The sequence below is a fragment of the Stutzerimonas urumqiensis genome (genome assembly GCF_003640395.1).
Classification (GTDB): Bacteria; Pseudomonadota; Gammaproteobacteria; order Pseudomonadales; family Pseudomonadaceae; genus Stutzerimonas; species Stutzerimonas urumqiensis.
On sequence record NZ_RBZQ01000011.1, the window covers coordinates 88,965 to 101,576 of the forward strand.

Here is a 12,612-nt window from a genome sequence, read left to right on the forward strand (position 1 = left end):
ATCCATCCGGCTCGCTGGTCATTCGCAGACGATCGGACCACTGTACGCATGAACAGTATTCGAGCCTTGCCCATGCCCATCCAGAACCCCACGCCGCGCGGTCGCGGGACTGCCGCCAACCCCCACAACCGCTTCGCGCCCACCTGCAGCGAAGCCTATGACGATGGCTGGGAACAGGACGTGCCGCCGACCCGCGCCACCGAGGTTCGCCTCGAACAGGCCAAGACGGTGCTCACCCGCAACCAGTCGCCGGACGTCGGCTTCGACCGTTCGGTGAACCCTTACCGCGGCTGCGAGCACGGCTGCATCTATTGCTTCGCCCGGCCGAGTCACGCCTATTGGGACCTGTCACCGGGCATCGATTTCGAGACGCGGCTGATCGCCAAGACCAACCTGGCCGAGCGCCTGGAGCAGGAGCTGTCCAAACCGGGCTATGTGCCGCAACCGCTGGCCCTGGGCGTGAACACCGATGCCTACCAGCCGCTCGAGCGCGAGCAGCGCCTCACCCGCCAGGCGCTGGACATCCTGCTGCGCTTCCGGCACCCGGTACACATCATCACCAAGAGCTCGCTGGTGCTGCGCGATCTCGATCTGCTGGTGCCGCTGGCCGAGCAACGGCTGGTCAGCGTCTCGCTGTCGCTGACCACGCTGGACGACGAACTCAAGCGCATCATGGAACCGCGCGCCGCCTCCCCCTCGGCGCGCCTGCGCACGCTGAAGACGCTGCATGAGTCCGGCGTGCCGGTGAGCGTGATGTGCGCGCCGATGATCCCGATGATCAACGACATGGAGCTCGAGTCGCTGCTCCAAGCCGGGCGGGACGCCGGCGCGCGCTCGGCCGGCTACGTGCTGTTGCGATTGCCGCATGAAGTGGCGCCGCTGTTCGAGGGCTGGCTGGCCGAGCATTTCCCGCAGCGTGCCGAGCACGTGATGAGCCTGGTGCGCCAGTCGCGCGGCGGCAAGGCCTACGACAGCACCTTCGGCAGCCGCATGCGCGGCGAGGGGTTGTTCGCCGACCTGCTGGCACAGCGCTTCAAGCTGGCGTGCAAACGACTGGGCTTCAACCGTCGTGAAGAACATTTCGGGCTGGACTGTTCCCGCTTCGCCCCGCCAGGCCAACAGATGGCCCTGCTGTAGTGGCCAGGCGGGCTGGCCATGGGATGGCGCCAAGCCGCGTCCTAGAGCCATTTGTAAGCTTAGGTTAATGTCCGCCCACTAGGTTGAACTCGGCGTGACCACAGGGTCACAACTGCGCCGACGGCCCTGCATCGTCGGCTGGCTCACTTCGATGGAGGAACACCGATGTCCAACACTGGCCCCCTGCCCGGTCCTGACGAAAACACCCAGGAATCCGCCGACACCGCCCTGCGGCACATCGTCGATGGCTTCCTGCGGTTTCGTCAGGACATCTTCCCGACCCAGGAAGCGCTGTTCAAACGCCTGGCCAATGCGCAGAACCCGCGTGCGATGTTCATCACCTGCGCCGATTCGCGCATCGTTCCCGAGCTGATCACCCAGAGTTCGCCGGGCGATCTGTTCGTCACCCGCAACGTGGGCAACGTGGTGCCGCCCTACGGCCAGATGAACGGTGGCGTCTCCACCGCCATCGAGTTCGCGGTGATGGCCCTCGGCGTGCAGCACATCATCATCTGCGGCCATTCCGACTGCGGCGCGATGAAGGCGGTGATGAATCCCGAGACGCTGGAGCGCATGCCCACCGTCAAGGCCTGGCTGACCCACGCGGAAGTGGCGAAGAAAGTGGTCGCCGAGAACTGCCCCTGCGGTGCGGCCCATGACACCCTCGGCGTGCTGACCGAAGAAAACGTCGTCGCCCAGCTCGATCACCTGCGCACCCACCCCTCCGTCGCCGCACGCCTGGCCAGCGGCCAGCTGTTCATCCACGGCTGGGTCTACGACATCGAAACCTGCGAGATCCGCGCCTATGACGCGGACACCGGCGGCTTCCGCCCGATTTCGCAGGACGCGCCGCTGCCGATGGCCACGCCCAAGCCGCGCTACAGCCCACGCTGACCGCCACCGCGGCGCGCTGAGTCGCCGCGCCCGCTCGTAGATACCGGGACGGCGCAAACCGCGCTGAAGGCCGCGCTCGCCCCGAAAAACGTGGAGACCTCGCATGAACGCTTCATTGCCTCGCGACGCCCTGGCCTCGGTGGTCGTCTTTCTCGTCGCCCTGCCGCTGTGCATGGGCATCGCCATCGCCTCCGGCCTGCCACCGGCCAAGGGCCTGATCACCGGGATCATTGGCGGCCTGGTGGTCGGCTGGCTGGCCGGCTCGCCGTTGCACATGGCGCCTGGCTGCTGGGCTTCGTGCTGCTGTTGCCGGGCGTGCTGCAAAGCATCCCGATCGCCAGCCTCGCCGGGGTGCTGGTGTTCACCGGCTGCAAGCTGGTCGACCTGAAGGCCCTGCGCGGGCTGCGCCGTTACGGGCGGATGCCGGTGGCGATCTACCTGATCACCACCCTGATGATCGTCGCCACCGACCTGCTCACCGGTGTGCTGACCGGCTTTGCGCTGACGCTGGTCAAGCTCGCCTGGGGCGCCTCGCGGCTGAAGATCAGCGTGCGGTTCCACGGCGAGCGTGAAGCGGAGCTGCGGCTGGCCGGCACGGCGACCTTCCTGCAGGTCCCCCGGCTGGCCCGCACGCTGGCGCGGATCGCTCCGGATACCCATCTGCGCGTGCCGCTCGATCGCCTGACCTACATCGATCATGCCTGCCTCGAGCTGCTCGAAGACTGGGGCCGCTCGGCGACGCTGGCCGGCGGTAGCCTGACCATTCCACCCCGAGCGCTGCAACGCCGGCTGGAAGGTCGCGGCTGGCAACGAGCCGGGCTCGGCACCGCGCGCAGCGCAGGCTGAACCCGGTCCGCCCGACGGAGCGGCGCGATCGCCCGCCGGCGTTGTCAGAACCGAACGCGGCCCGCCTCGAGCGGGCCGTTTCTCGAACGGTTCGGAGACAAACATGGATTGGATCGACCTGCTGCAGTGGCCGGCGATGGTGGTGACCGTCGTCGCGGCCTGGCTGATCGGCTCGTTGCGCCCGGGGCGGCGCATGTTCGGCTTCTGGTGCTTCCTCTTGAGCAACCTGTTGTGGGTGATCTGGGGCTGGTATGCCGGCGCCTGGGCGCTGATCACCCTGCAGGTGTGCCTGGCCGCCATGAACATCCGCGGCCTGCGCAAGAACGACCACGCTGATGGCGCGCCAAGCGAAACACCGCGCCCGCCGACCACCGGTTCGCCTGAGCGCGACGCCCGGCCGCTCTAACGCGTACCTTGCAGCGAGGCGACGAAGCGGCCTGCGACAAATTGCCAGGTGCCGAACGCTGTCTATACTCCAGTGCGTAAGGCGTACCTGATCGAGTCCGACTGTGCGTGCAGTAGAGACCGGCGTCCGGCATTTCGGGGGGCGGCCGGCCTCGATCATCGGATCGTGAACCAGACGAGCGGCGGCAGGACCGAGGGAATCGGCCCGTCGCGACCGGCATCGCCGGCCGCCCGCGCCACGCGGCACGACTCGACCCAGTCGGCGGGATAACAAGAACCACAAGGGGACCCGCAATGTCGCGACATCCAAGTGTCTGGATGGGCCTCGGATTGTGCTTGCCGTTCGCGGCGGCGCGCGCCGACTGGGAAGTGAACATGACGCCCGGCGTGACGGACGTCAGCCAGTCGATATTCGACCTTCACATGACCATCTTCTGGATCTGCGTCGTCATCGGCTTGCTGGTGTTCGGCGTGATGATCTGGTCGATGTACATGCACCGCCGTTCCACCGGGCAGCAGCCGGCGCACTTCCACGAGAACACGCGCGTCGAGGTGCTCTGGACGGTCATCCCGCTGCTGATCCTCATCGCGATGGCGGTGCCGGCCACGCGCACCCTCATCCACATCTACGACGCCGAGGAGTCGGACGTCGACATCCAGATCACCGGCTACCAGTGGAAATGGCACTACAAGTACCTGGGCGAGGATGTCGAGTTCTTCAGCAACCTCACCACGCCGCGCGAGCAGATCAACAACGAGGCGCCGAAGGACGAGCATTACCTGCTCGAAGTCGACAAGCCGCTGGTGATCCCGGCCGGTGCCAAGGTGCGCTTTTTGGTCACAGCGGCGGATGTGATCCACTCCTGGTGGGTGCCCTCGCTGGGCGTGAAGAAGGACGCCATCCCCGGCTTCATCAACGAAGCCTGGACCCGCGTCGAGGAACCCGGCCTCTACCGCGGCCAGTGCACCGAGCTGTGCGGCAAGGACCACGGCTTCATGCCGGTCGTGGTCGAGGTCAAGTCGCCGGAGGACTACGCCGCCTGGATGGCCGAGCGCAAGGCCGAGGCCGCCAAGCTCGCCGAGCTGACCAGCAAGGAGTGGACGCTCGAGGAGCTGGTCGCGCGCGGCGAGCAGGTCTACCAGACCAACTGCGCCTCCTGTCACCAGGCCAACGGTCAGGGCCTGCCGCCGATGTTCCCGGCGCTCGACGGTTCGGCCGTGGCGACCGGGCCGCTCGAGGGGCATATCGCCATCGTCGTCAATGGCAAGCCCGGCACGGCGATGCCGGCCTTCGGTCCACAGCTGTCGGAAGTCGACATCGCCGCCGTCGTGACCTACGAGCGCAACGCCTGGAACAACAAGCTCGGCGACATGGTTACGCCGCAGAACGTGCTCACCTTCAAACAGGCCGAAGAAGCCACCCAATAAGAGGACGCGGCGATGAGTGCAGTGATCGATGACCACGGACATGCCGGGCATGACCATCACCACGGCCCGGCCAAGGGACTCTCGCGCTGGCTGCTGACCACCAACCACAAGGACATCGGCTCGATGTACCTGTGGTTCAGCTTCTGCGCCTTCCTGCTCGGCGGCTCCTTCGCCATGGTGATCCGCGCCGAGCTGTTCCAGCCGGGCTTGCAGATCGTGCAGCCGGAATTCTTCAACCAGATGACCACCATGCACGGGCTTGTGATGGTCTTCGGCGCGGTGATGCCGGCCTTCGTCGGGCTGGCCAACTGGATGATCCCGCTGATGATCGGCGCGCCGGACATGGCCCTGCCACGGATGAACAACTTCAGTTTCTGGCTGCTGCCGGCGGCCTTCGGCCTGCTGGTCAGCACGCTGTTCATGGAGGGTGGCGGGCCGAACTTCGGCTGGACCTTCTACGCGCCGCTGTCGACCACCTACGCGCCGGAATCGGTCACCTTCTTCATCTTCGCCATCCACCTGATGGGCATCAGCTCGATCATGGGCGCGATCAACGTGGTCGCCACAGTGCTCAACCTGCGCGCGCCGGGCATGACGCTGATGAAGATGCCGCTGTTCGTCTGGACCTGGCTGATCACCGCCTTCCTGCTGATCGCGGTGATGCCGGTGCTGGCGGGCGTGGTGACCATGATGCTGATGGACATCCACTTCGGCACCAGCTTCTTCAGCGCGGCCGGCGGCGGCGACCCGGTGCTGTTCCAGCACGTGTTCTGGTTCTTCGGCCACCCCGAGGTGTACATCATGATCCTGCCGGCGTTCGGCGCCGTCAGCTCGATCATCCCGGCGTTCAGCCGCAAGCCGCTGTTCGGCTACACCTCGATGGTCTACGCCACCGGCGCCATCGCCTTCCTGTCGTTCATCGTCTGGGCGCACCACATGTTCGTGGTCGGCATTCCACTGGTGGGCGAACTGTTCTTCATGTACGCGACCATGCTGATCGCCGTGCCCACCGGGGTGAAGGTGTTCAACTGGGTCTCGACCATGTGGCGCGGGTCGCTGACCTTCGAGGCGCCGATGCTGTTCGCCGTGGCCTTCGTGATCCTGTTCAGCATCGGCGGCTTCTCGGGCCTGATGCTGGCGATCGCCCCGGCGGACTTCCAGTACCACGACACCTACTTCGTGGTGGCGCATTTCCATTACGTGCTGGTGCCGGGGGCGATCTTCGGCATCTTCGCCTCGGCCTACTACTGGCTGCCGAAGTGGACCGGCCACATGTACGACGAGACCTTGGCCAAGCTGCATTTCTGGCTTTCATTCATCGGCATGAACCTGGCGTTCTTCCCGATGCACTTCGTCGGGCTGGCCGGCATGCCGCGGCGCATCCCGGATTACAACCTGCAATTCGCCGACTTCAACATGGTGTCGTCGATTGGCGCCTTCATGTTCGGCGCCACGCAGCTCCTGTTCCTGTTCATCGTCATCAAGTGCATCCGTGGCGGCGAGCCGGCTGCGGCCAAGCCCTGGGACGGTGCCGAAGGGCTGGAATGGAGCGTGCCGTCGCCGGCCCCGTACCACACCTTCCAGGTGCCGCCGGACATGAACGACGTGCACGAACACCGCAAGGGCACCGGCGGGGAGCTCACGCCGTGATACCGGCGAACGGCCTCGCCGCTGTCCTGCGGTTGCGTAGGGTGGGCTTCAGCCCACCGGAATGCCTTCGCCGCTCCGCCGGTGGGCTGAAGCCCACCCTAGGGGCTGGAATGAGGAGCGGCCGTCCATGAACGCCGAGTTGCCGCTGCGCAAGCTGGTGCTGCGCCTGGTGCTGGTGGTCGCGGCGATGTTCGCCTTCGGCTTCGCGCTGGTGCCCATCTACGACGTGATGTGCCAGGCCTTCGGCATCAACGGCAAGACGGCGGGCGCCTACGAGGGCACGCAGACGGTCGACGAGGCGCGCCAGGTGCGCGTGCAATTCCTGGCCACCAACGCCGCCGGGATGGTCTGGACCTTCGAACCGCTGGCCGACCAGATCGAGGTGCACCCCGGTGCCAGTACCGAGGTCCGCTTCGTCGCCTACAACCCGAGCGACAAGCCGATGGCCGCGCAGGCCGTCCCCAGCGTGTCGCCATCCAAGGCCGCCGCCTATTTCCACAAGACCGAGTGTTTCTGCTTCACCCAGCAGGTGCTGCAACCGGGCGAGCGCATCGAAATGCCGGTGCGCTTCATCGTCGACCGCGACCTGCCCGACGACGTGCACCACCTGACCCTCGCCTACACGCTGTTCGACATCACGTCCCGCCAGCCCGCCCTCGCCCACAACGGCGGCTAAGGAGTTGCCCATGTCAACGCACCAGACGTACTACGTTCCCGCGCAAAGCAAGTGGCCCATCATCGCGACGCTGGCGCTGCTGATCACCGTCTACGGGCTGGGCAGCTGGTTCAACGACCTGAAGGCCGACCGGGCCGAGTCCAACGGGCCGCTGATCTTCTTCATCGGCGCGCTGCTGATCGCCTACATGATGTTCGGCTGGTTCGGCGCGGTGGTGAAGGAAAGCCGCGCCGGGCTCTACAGCCCGCAGATGGACCGCTCGTTCCGCTGGGGCATGAGCTGGTTCATCTTCTCGGAGGTGATGTTCTTCTCGGCCTTCTTCGGTGCGCTGTTCTACATCCGCTTCTGGGTCGGCCCCTGGCTCGACGGCGACGGCGCCAAGGGTGTCAGCGCCATGCTCTGGCCGGACTTCGAATACAGCTGGCCGCTGCTGAACAACCCCGACCCGAAGCTGTATCCGGCGCCCGAGGGCGTGATCGGCGCCTGGGGCCTGCCGCTGATCAACACCATCCTGCTGGTGACCTCGAGCTTCACGCTCACCTGGGCGCACCACGGCCTGAAGAAGAACAACCGCAAGCAGACCAAGATCGGCCTGGCGATCACCCTGGTGCTGGGTGCGATCTTCCTCGTGCTGCAAGCCGAGGAATACATCCACGCCTACACCGAGCTGGGCCTGACGCTGGGCTCGGGCATCTACGGCGCCACCTTCTTCATGCTCACCGGGTTCCACGGCGCGCACGTGACGATGGGCGTGATCATGCTGACGGTGATGCTGGTGCGCATCCTGCGCGGGCATTTCAACGCCGAGCACCATTTCGGCTTCGAGGGGGCGAGCTGGTACTGGCACTTCGTCGACGTGGTCTGGATCGGCCTGTTCGTGTTCGTCTATGTGCTTTAGGCGCCGGACCAGCACACGGCGCATGGAGGCCGCGCACCGCGCCGCGCGGGCACGCAAGGCGGCGCGCAGCGGTGCCCTGTCAGAAGGCGAAGGAGGGTTTGAGTTCGCCGCTGTAGAAGCCCCAGCCGATCAGCAGGACAAGCACGGCGGTCAGCGAGACACGCACGGTCAGCGCGGCCAGCACACGGCGCCGGCTGCTGTCGTCGCGAACGAGGAACACCAGGCCACTGAACAGACTGACCATCACGGCCACTAACAACAACACAATCGTCGCCTTGAGCATGAGCGACTCCGAGCAGCAAGGTGGGGGGCCAATGGAGTATAGACCGCGCGTTCGGGCGCCTCGGGGCCGGCCGTGAACGGCTTCAAGCCGGGCATGCTGCCCACGCTGCTGGTGCTCGCGCTGGTGCCGTTGCTGCTGTGGCTGGGGTTCTGGCAGCTCGAGCGGGGCGAGCAGAAGCGCGAACTCCTCGCCCGCCAGGAAGCGCGCCAGCAGGCCGACGCCATCGACCCCGCAGCGCTGGCTACGCTCGAGGACCCGGCCTACGCGCGGGTGAACCTGTACGGCACCTTCGATCCCGCGCACAGCTTCCTGCTCGACAGCCGCACCCGCGACGGGCGCGTCGGCGTCGAACTGCTGCAGCCCTTTCACGACCGGCCGAGTGGCCGCTGGGTGCTGGTCAACCGCGGCTGGATTCCCTGGCCGGATCGTCGCGTGCCGCCGCGCTTCGACACGCCCGAGCAGCCGCTCAAGCTCGCCGCCTGGGTCTACGCGCCGAACAAGGCGCCGTTCGTGCTGGCCCGGCGCATGCTCGACGGCTGGCCGAAGCTGATCAACTACGTCGACACCACCGACATCTGGGCACTGCTCGGGCGCGACGGCGCGGCCTATGAGCTACGCCTGGCGCCGGGGCCGGCGGCCTACCGCGTCGACTGGCCCGTGACCTCGATGAGCCCGGCGCAGCATGTCGGCTACGCCGTGCAGTGGTTCGCGCTGGCCGTCGCGCTGCTCGGGCTGTTCGTCTACTTCGGGATGCACCAGGCAAGGGGGAAATCACATGACCGCCATGAACCCGACCATCGCCCCACCTGAGCGCCGCCGCGGGCGGCTGCAATTGCTGCTGCTCGTCGCCGTCGTGGTCGGCCCGATGGTGCTCGCCACGCTCATGTACCGCTTCGATTTCTGGGTGCCCGAGGCGCGCAGCTATCACGGCACCCTGGTGGCGGGCGAAACCGGCCTGCAAGCCCTCGGCGTGGACCGGCCGAGCGATCGCTGGCAACTGCTGGTCACCGCGCCGCACGCCTGCGCCGACGCCTGCCAGCGGCTGGTCTACCTCGCCCGGCAGGTGAACATCGGGCTGGGGCGCGAGGCCGATCGCGTGGTCCATGCGCTGGCCGTCGCCGCGCCAGTGGACGGAGACTACGCCAGCACGCTGCAACGCGAATACCCGCAGCTGTTGCAGCAGCCGCTCGATGCCGAACGCCACCGCCAGAGCGGCACGCCGGACGCGCCGCACCTGTGGATCGTCGACCCGCACGGCAACCCGGTGCTGCGCTATCCGGCCGGCACGCCGGGCAAGGGCGTCCTCGAGGACCTCAAGCATTTGCTGAAGATTTCCCGTATCGGCTGAGAAAAAAAGCGGAACGGCGCCGGCTCATCGGCACCTAACTCCCAACGATTGCAAGGAGACGCGCATGGCCAGACCCGGATACCGCCTCGCGCTGATCGCCACCGCGCTGGCGGTCGTGGTCGTGCTGCTCGGCGCCTACACCCGGCTGACCCACGCGGGCCTCGGCTGTCCGGACTGGCCGGGCTGCTACGGCTTTCTCGGCGTGCCGATGAGCGAGCACAAGCAGAACCTCGCGGCCCTGCGCTTCCCCGATGCGCCGCTGGAAGTCCACAAGGGTTGGAACGAGATGGTGCACCGCTACTTCGCCGGCACCCTCGGGCTGGTCATCCTCGCATTGGCGGTACAGGCCGTGCGCCGGCGTCATACCCCCGGCCAACCGTTGAAGCTGCCGCTGCTGTTGCTCGCCGTGGTCATCGCCCAAGCCGCGTTCGGCATGTGGACGGTCACGCTGCAACTCTGGCCGCAGGTCGTCACCGCGCACCTGCTGGGCGGTTTCACCACGCTCGCGCTGCTGTTCCTGCTGACGCTGCGTCTGGCTCGTGCCGATGCGCCCTGCCCCGCCATTCCGGCGCCGAGGCGCCTGCGGATGCTGGCCGGCCTCGCGCTGCTGATCGTCATCGGGCAGATCGCGCTCGGCGGCTGGGTCAGCAGCAACTACGCGGCCGTCGCCTGCCTGGATCTGCCGACCTGCCACGGCCGCTGGTGGCCGGAGATGGACTTCGCCAGCGGCTTCAACCTCACCCAGCACATCGGCCCCAACTACCTCGGCGGCCAGCTCGACGGCGAGGCGCGTACCGCGATCCATGTCACCCATCGCCTCGGCGCGCTGACGGTTACCGGCGTGCTGCTGCTGCTCGCCTGGCGCCTGCAACGCGACGGGCGCGGCGCGCTGGCGCGCTGGCTGCTGCTGGCGCTGGGCATTCAGCTCAGCCTCGGCGTGGCGAACGTCCTGCTGCACCTGCCGCTGGCCGTCGCGGTGGCCCACAACGGGGGCGGCGCGGCGCTTCTGCTGACCCTGGTACTGATCAACTACCGCCTGCGAACGGCGACGTCCGCGCGGCCGGCGCCGCAACCGTCCCTCCCGGCGCGAACGGGGCTCGGCACCGCCGTGTCGCCGGGCGCACCCCAGGTATGACCAAGGAGTAACGCCCATGACCACGCTGCTGCGCGAACATCAGGCCCAGGCCGGCTGGCGCGACTACCTCGAACTGACCAAGCCGCGGGTGGTGGTGCTGATGCTCATCACCTCACTGGTCGGCATGTTTCTCGCCACCCGCGCCGGCGTGCCCTGGACGGTGCTGGTGTTCGGCAACCTCGGGATCGCGCTCTGCGCCGGCGCGGCGGCGGCGGTCAACCATGTGGTGGACCGCCGCATCGACGCGATCATGGCGCGCACCCACAAGCGGCCGCTGGCGGTCGGGCGGGTCGCGCCGGTGTCGGCGCTGCTCTTCGCGCTGGTGCTGGGCATCGCCGGCATGGCGCTGATGCTGACCTTCACCAACGCGCTGGCGGCCTGGCTGACGCTGGCCTCGCTGATCGGTTACGCGGTGATCTACACCGGCTTTCTCAAACGCGCGACGCCGCAGAACATCGTCATCGGCGGGCTCGCCGGCGCCGCACCGCCGCTGCTCGGCTGGGTCGCGGTCACTGGCCACGTCACCGCCGAGCCGCTGCTGCTGGTGCTGATCATCTTCGCCTGGACGCCGCCGCACTTCTGGGCGCTGGCCATCCACCGCAAAGCCGAGTACGCCAAGGCGGACATCCCCATGCTGCCGGTCACCCACGGCGAGCATTACACCAAGGTGCACATCGTCCTCTACACACTGATGCTGCTGGCGGTGAGCTTCATGCCCTTCGCCATCCACATGAGCGGCTTGCTGTACCTCGCTGCCGCGGCGGTGCTGGGCGCACGCTTCCTCTACTGGTCGCTCGCGCTGTACCGCGACAGCCGCCCACATGCGGCGATCAAGACCTTCAAGTACAGCATCTGGTATCTGTTCCTGCTGTTCATCGCGCTGCTGGTCGATCACTATCTGCCGTTCGATCTCTGACAGGCGAGCTGCAATGAGCAAGGTTCAGAAGACCGTCCTGATACTGGCCGCGCTGGTGGCGCTGGTGATCGGGCTGACGGTGTACAAGGTGCTGATGGTCGACCGCGGCCCGAACCAGGCCGAGCTGCTGGATGCCGGCATCGTCCTGCTGCCGCAGCCGCGCGAGGTGCCGGACGTCACGCTGGTCGACCAGGACGGCCAACCCGTTGCGATGGACGAACTCGATGGCCGCTGGCGCCTGCTGTTCTTCGGCTACACCTTCTGCCCGGACATCTGCCCGGCGACCCTGGCCGAGCTGCGCCAACTGCGCGGCATGCTCCCGGAGCAAGCGCGCGACGCGCTGCAACCGGTGCTGGTGTCGGTCGACCCGAACCGCGACACGCCCGAGCAGCTCAAGCGCTACCTCGGCTTCTTCGGGCCGGAATTTGTCGGGCTGACCGGTGAGCTGGACGCCATCCAGACGCTCGCCAACTCGGTCGGCATCCCCTTCATTCCGGCCGACACCTCGCAGGAAAACTACACCGTCGACCACAGCGGCAACCTCGTCATCATCGGCCCGGACGGCCGCCAGCGCGGCTTCATCCGCGCCCCGCTGAACAACGAGAAGCTCGCCGAGCAGCTGCCTGCCCTGATAGGCAGCGAGGGCTGAGTCACGGCATTCGCTGCCTACCGCAAGTGCTGGAAGGCGCTTGCCCAGCAGCGAACCCCATCGCCCGCTGGGCGGTTTGGCTCAGCACCGAACCCCATCGCCCGCAAGCGGGCTCCTACGAAAAGCCACCGTCGCCCCACGTGCCCATGCGCCCGGGCGCCGCATCGCCGCATCGCCGCACCGCCGCACCGCCGCACCGCCGTACCGCCGCGTACCGCACTGTAGTGGTCAACAAAATCTGGACACTGGTTTAGGTTTATCCGGCCAGCGATTCGGCTTGCGCTGGCGTTCTGTATCCGTTGTAACTGTGTGGTCGCTGATGGTTGTAGTAGTTCGTCAGGTAGCGC

At 67.1% G+C, this 12,612-nt stretch carries 13 protein-coding genes and 2 pseudogenes; 14 read left to right on the forward strand and 1 reads right to left on the reverse strand.

The genetic code is table 11. The annotated features are described in order from the left end of the window. Positions 1–72: 72 nt before the first annotated feature. From D7325_RS18300 to D7325_RS18340, 9 genes and pseudogenes are all read left to right on the forward strand, one after another. Positions 73–1,137 (forward strand): PA0069 family radical SAM protein, encoded by a 1,065-nt coding sequence (locus D7325_RS18300; protein ID WP_120997890.1) that lies wholly within the window; start codon positions 73–75, stop codon positions 1,135–1,137. A gap of 165 nt (positions 1,138–1,302) precedes the next feature. Then, complete coding sequence (locus D7325_RS18305; protein ID WP_120997891.1) at positions 1,303–2,031, forward strand: carbonic anhydrase; 729 nt, start codon at positions 1,303–1,305, stop codon at positions 2,029–2,031. A gap of 172 nt (positions 2,032–2,203) precedes the next feature. Further along, positions 2,204–2,251: pseudogene (locus D7325_RS19445) on the forward strand (hypothetical protein); the annotation flags it as partial. Between the two features lie 47 nt (positions 2,252–2,298). Then, a pseudogene (locus D7325_RS18315) lies at positions 2,299–2,877 on the forward strand (SulP family inorganic anion transporter); the annotation flags it as partial. 103 nt (positions 2,878–2,980) lie between these two features. Further along, positions 2,981–3,283, forward strand: coding sequence for a hypothetical protein (locus D7325_RS18320; protein ID WP_120997894.1), 303 nt, complete (start codon positions 2,981–2,983; stop codon positions 3,281–3,283). 293 nt (positions 3,284–3,576) lie between these two features. Next, positions 3,577–4,710, forward strand: coding sequence for a cytochrome c oxidase subunit II (gene coxB, locus D7325_RS18325; protein WP_120997895.1), 1,134 nt, complete (start codon positions 3,577–3,579; stop codon positions 4,708–4,710). Between the two features lie 12 nt (positions 4,711–4,722). Beyond that, a complete protein-coding gene (gene ctaD / locus D7325_RS18330) occupies positions 4,723–6,360 on the forward strand; it encodes a cytochrome c oxidase subunit I (protein WP_120997896.1) in 1,638 nt (545 codons plus the stop codon). A gap of 127 nt (positions 6,361–6,487) precedes the next feature. Beyond that, positions 6,488–7,036: a cytochrome c oxidase assembly protein gene (locus tag D7325_RS18335; RefSeq protein ID WP_120997897.1), complete on the forward strand. Its 549-nt coding sequence runs from the start codon at positions 6,488–6,490 to the stop codon at positions 7,034–7,036. A 10-nt stretch (positions 7,037–7,046) separates the two neighbouring features. Next, positions 7,047–7,934 (forward strand): cytochrome c oxidase subunit 3, encoded by an 888-nt coding sequence (locus D7325_RS18340; protein WP_120997898.1) that lies wholly within the window; start codon positions 7,047–7,049, stop codon positions 7,932–7,934. A gap of 79 nt (positions 7,935–8,013) precedes the next feature. Here D7325_RS18340 and D7325_RS18345 read toward each other — a convergent pair whose 3' ends face one another. Further along, positions 8,014–8,217, reverse strand: coding sequence for a twin transmembrane helix small protein (locus tag D7325_RS18345; RefSeq protein WP_120997899.1), 204 nt, complete (start codon positions 8,215–8,217; stop codon positions 8,014–8,016). A gap of 72 nt (positions 8,218–8,289) precedes the next feature. Between D7325_RS18345 and D7325_RS18350 the strand changes: the two genes are divergently transcribed. The 5 genes from D7325_RS18350 (at position 8,290) to D7325_RS18370 (ending at position 12,265) form a co-directional block, all read left to right on the forward strand. Continuing rightward, positions 8,290–9,027: an SURF1 family protein gene (locus D7325_RS18350; RefSeq protein WP_120997900.1), complete on the forward strand. Its 738-nt coding sequence runs from the start codon at positions 8,290–8,292 to the stop codon at positions 9,025–9,027. Then, positions 8,993–9,565 carry a hypothetical protein gene (locus tag D7325_RS18355; RefSeq protein WP_120997901.1) on the forward strand — a complete coding sequence of 191 codons (573 nt, stop codon included), beginning with the start codon at positions 8,993–8,995 and terminating at the stop codon, positions 9,563–9,565. The genes D7325_RS18350 and D7325_RS18355 overlap by 35 nt, the downstream gene beginning before the upstream one ends. 64 nt (positions 9,566–9,629) lie before the next feature. Next, positions 9,630–10,700 carry a COX15/CtaA family protein gene (locus D7325_RS18360; protein WP_120997902.1) on the forward strand — a complete coding sequence of 357 codons (1,071 nt, stop codon included), beginning with the start codon at positions 9,630–9,632 and terminating at the stop codon, positions 10,698–10,700. Between the two features lie 16 nt (positions 10,701–10,716). Beyond that, entirely contained in the window at positions 10,717–11,616 is a 900-nt protein-coding gene (cyoE, locus tag D7325_RS18365) for a heme o synthase (protein WP_120997903.1), read from the forward strand. A gap of 13 nt (positions 11,617–11,629) precedes the next feature. Next, positions 11,630–12,265 carry an SCO family protein gene (locus tag D7325_RS18370; RefSeq protein ID WP_120997904.1) on the forward strand — a complete coding sequence of 212 codons (636 nt, stop codon included), beginning with the start codon at positions 11,630–11,632 and terminating at the stop codon, positions 12,263–12,265. Positions 12,266–12,612 lie beyond the last annotated feature (347 nt).

What these genes read in the sequence shown, in the direction of transcription:
- D7325_RS18300 (WP_120997890.1), top strand. Translation starts at nt 73, where the DNA reads ATGCCCATCCAGAACCCCACGCCGCGCGGTCGCGGGACTGCCGCCAAC.
- D7325_RS18305 (WP_120997891.1), top strand. Translation starts at nt 1,303, where the DNA reads ATGTCCAACACTGGCCCCCTGCCCGGTCCTGACGAAAACACCCAGGAA.
- D7325_RS18320 (WP_120997894.1), top strand. Translation starts at nt 2,981, where the DNA reads ATGGATTGGATCGACCTGCTGCAGTGGCCGGCGATGGTGGTGACCGTC.
- coxB (WP_120997895.1), top strand. Translation starts at nt 3,577, where the DNA reads ATGTCGCGACATCCAAGTGTCTGGATGGGCCTCGGATTGTGCTTGCCG.
- ctaD (WP_120997896.1), top strand. Translation starts at nt 4,723, where the DNA reads ATGAGTGCAGTGATCGATGACCACGGACATGCCGGGCATGACCATCAC.
- D7325_RS18335 (WP_120997897.1), top strand. Translation starts at nt 6,488, where the DNA reads ATGAACGCCGAGTTGCCGCTGCGCAAGCTGGTGCTGCGCCTGGTGCTG.
- D7325_RS18340 (WP_120997898.1), top strand. Translation starts at nt 7,047, where the DNA reads ATGTCAACGCACCAGACGTACTACGTTCCCGCGCAAAGCAAGTGGCCC.
- D7325_RS18345 (WP_120997899.1), bottom strand. Translation starts at nt 8,217, where the DNA reads ATGCTCAAGGCGACGATTGTGTTGTTGTTAGTGGCCGTGATGGTCAGT.
- D7325_RS18355 (WP_120997901.1), top strand. Translation starts at nt 8,993, where the DNA reads ATGACCGCCATGAACCCGACCATCGCCCCACCTGAGCGCCGCCGCGGG.
- D7325_RS18360 (WP_120997902.1), top strand. Translation starts at nt 9,630, where the DNA reads ATGGCCAGACCCGGATACCGCCTCGCGCTGATCGCCACCGCGCTGGCG.
- cyoE (WP_120997903.1), top strand. Translation starts at nt 10,717, where the DNA reads ATGACCACGCTGCTGCGCGAACATCAGGCCCAGGCCGGCTGGCGCGAC.
- D7325_RS18370 (WP_120997904.1), top strand. Translation starts at nt 11,630, where the DNA reads ATGAGCAAGGTTCAGAAGACCGTCCTGATACTGGCCGCGCTGGTGGCG.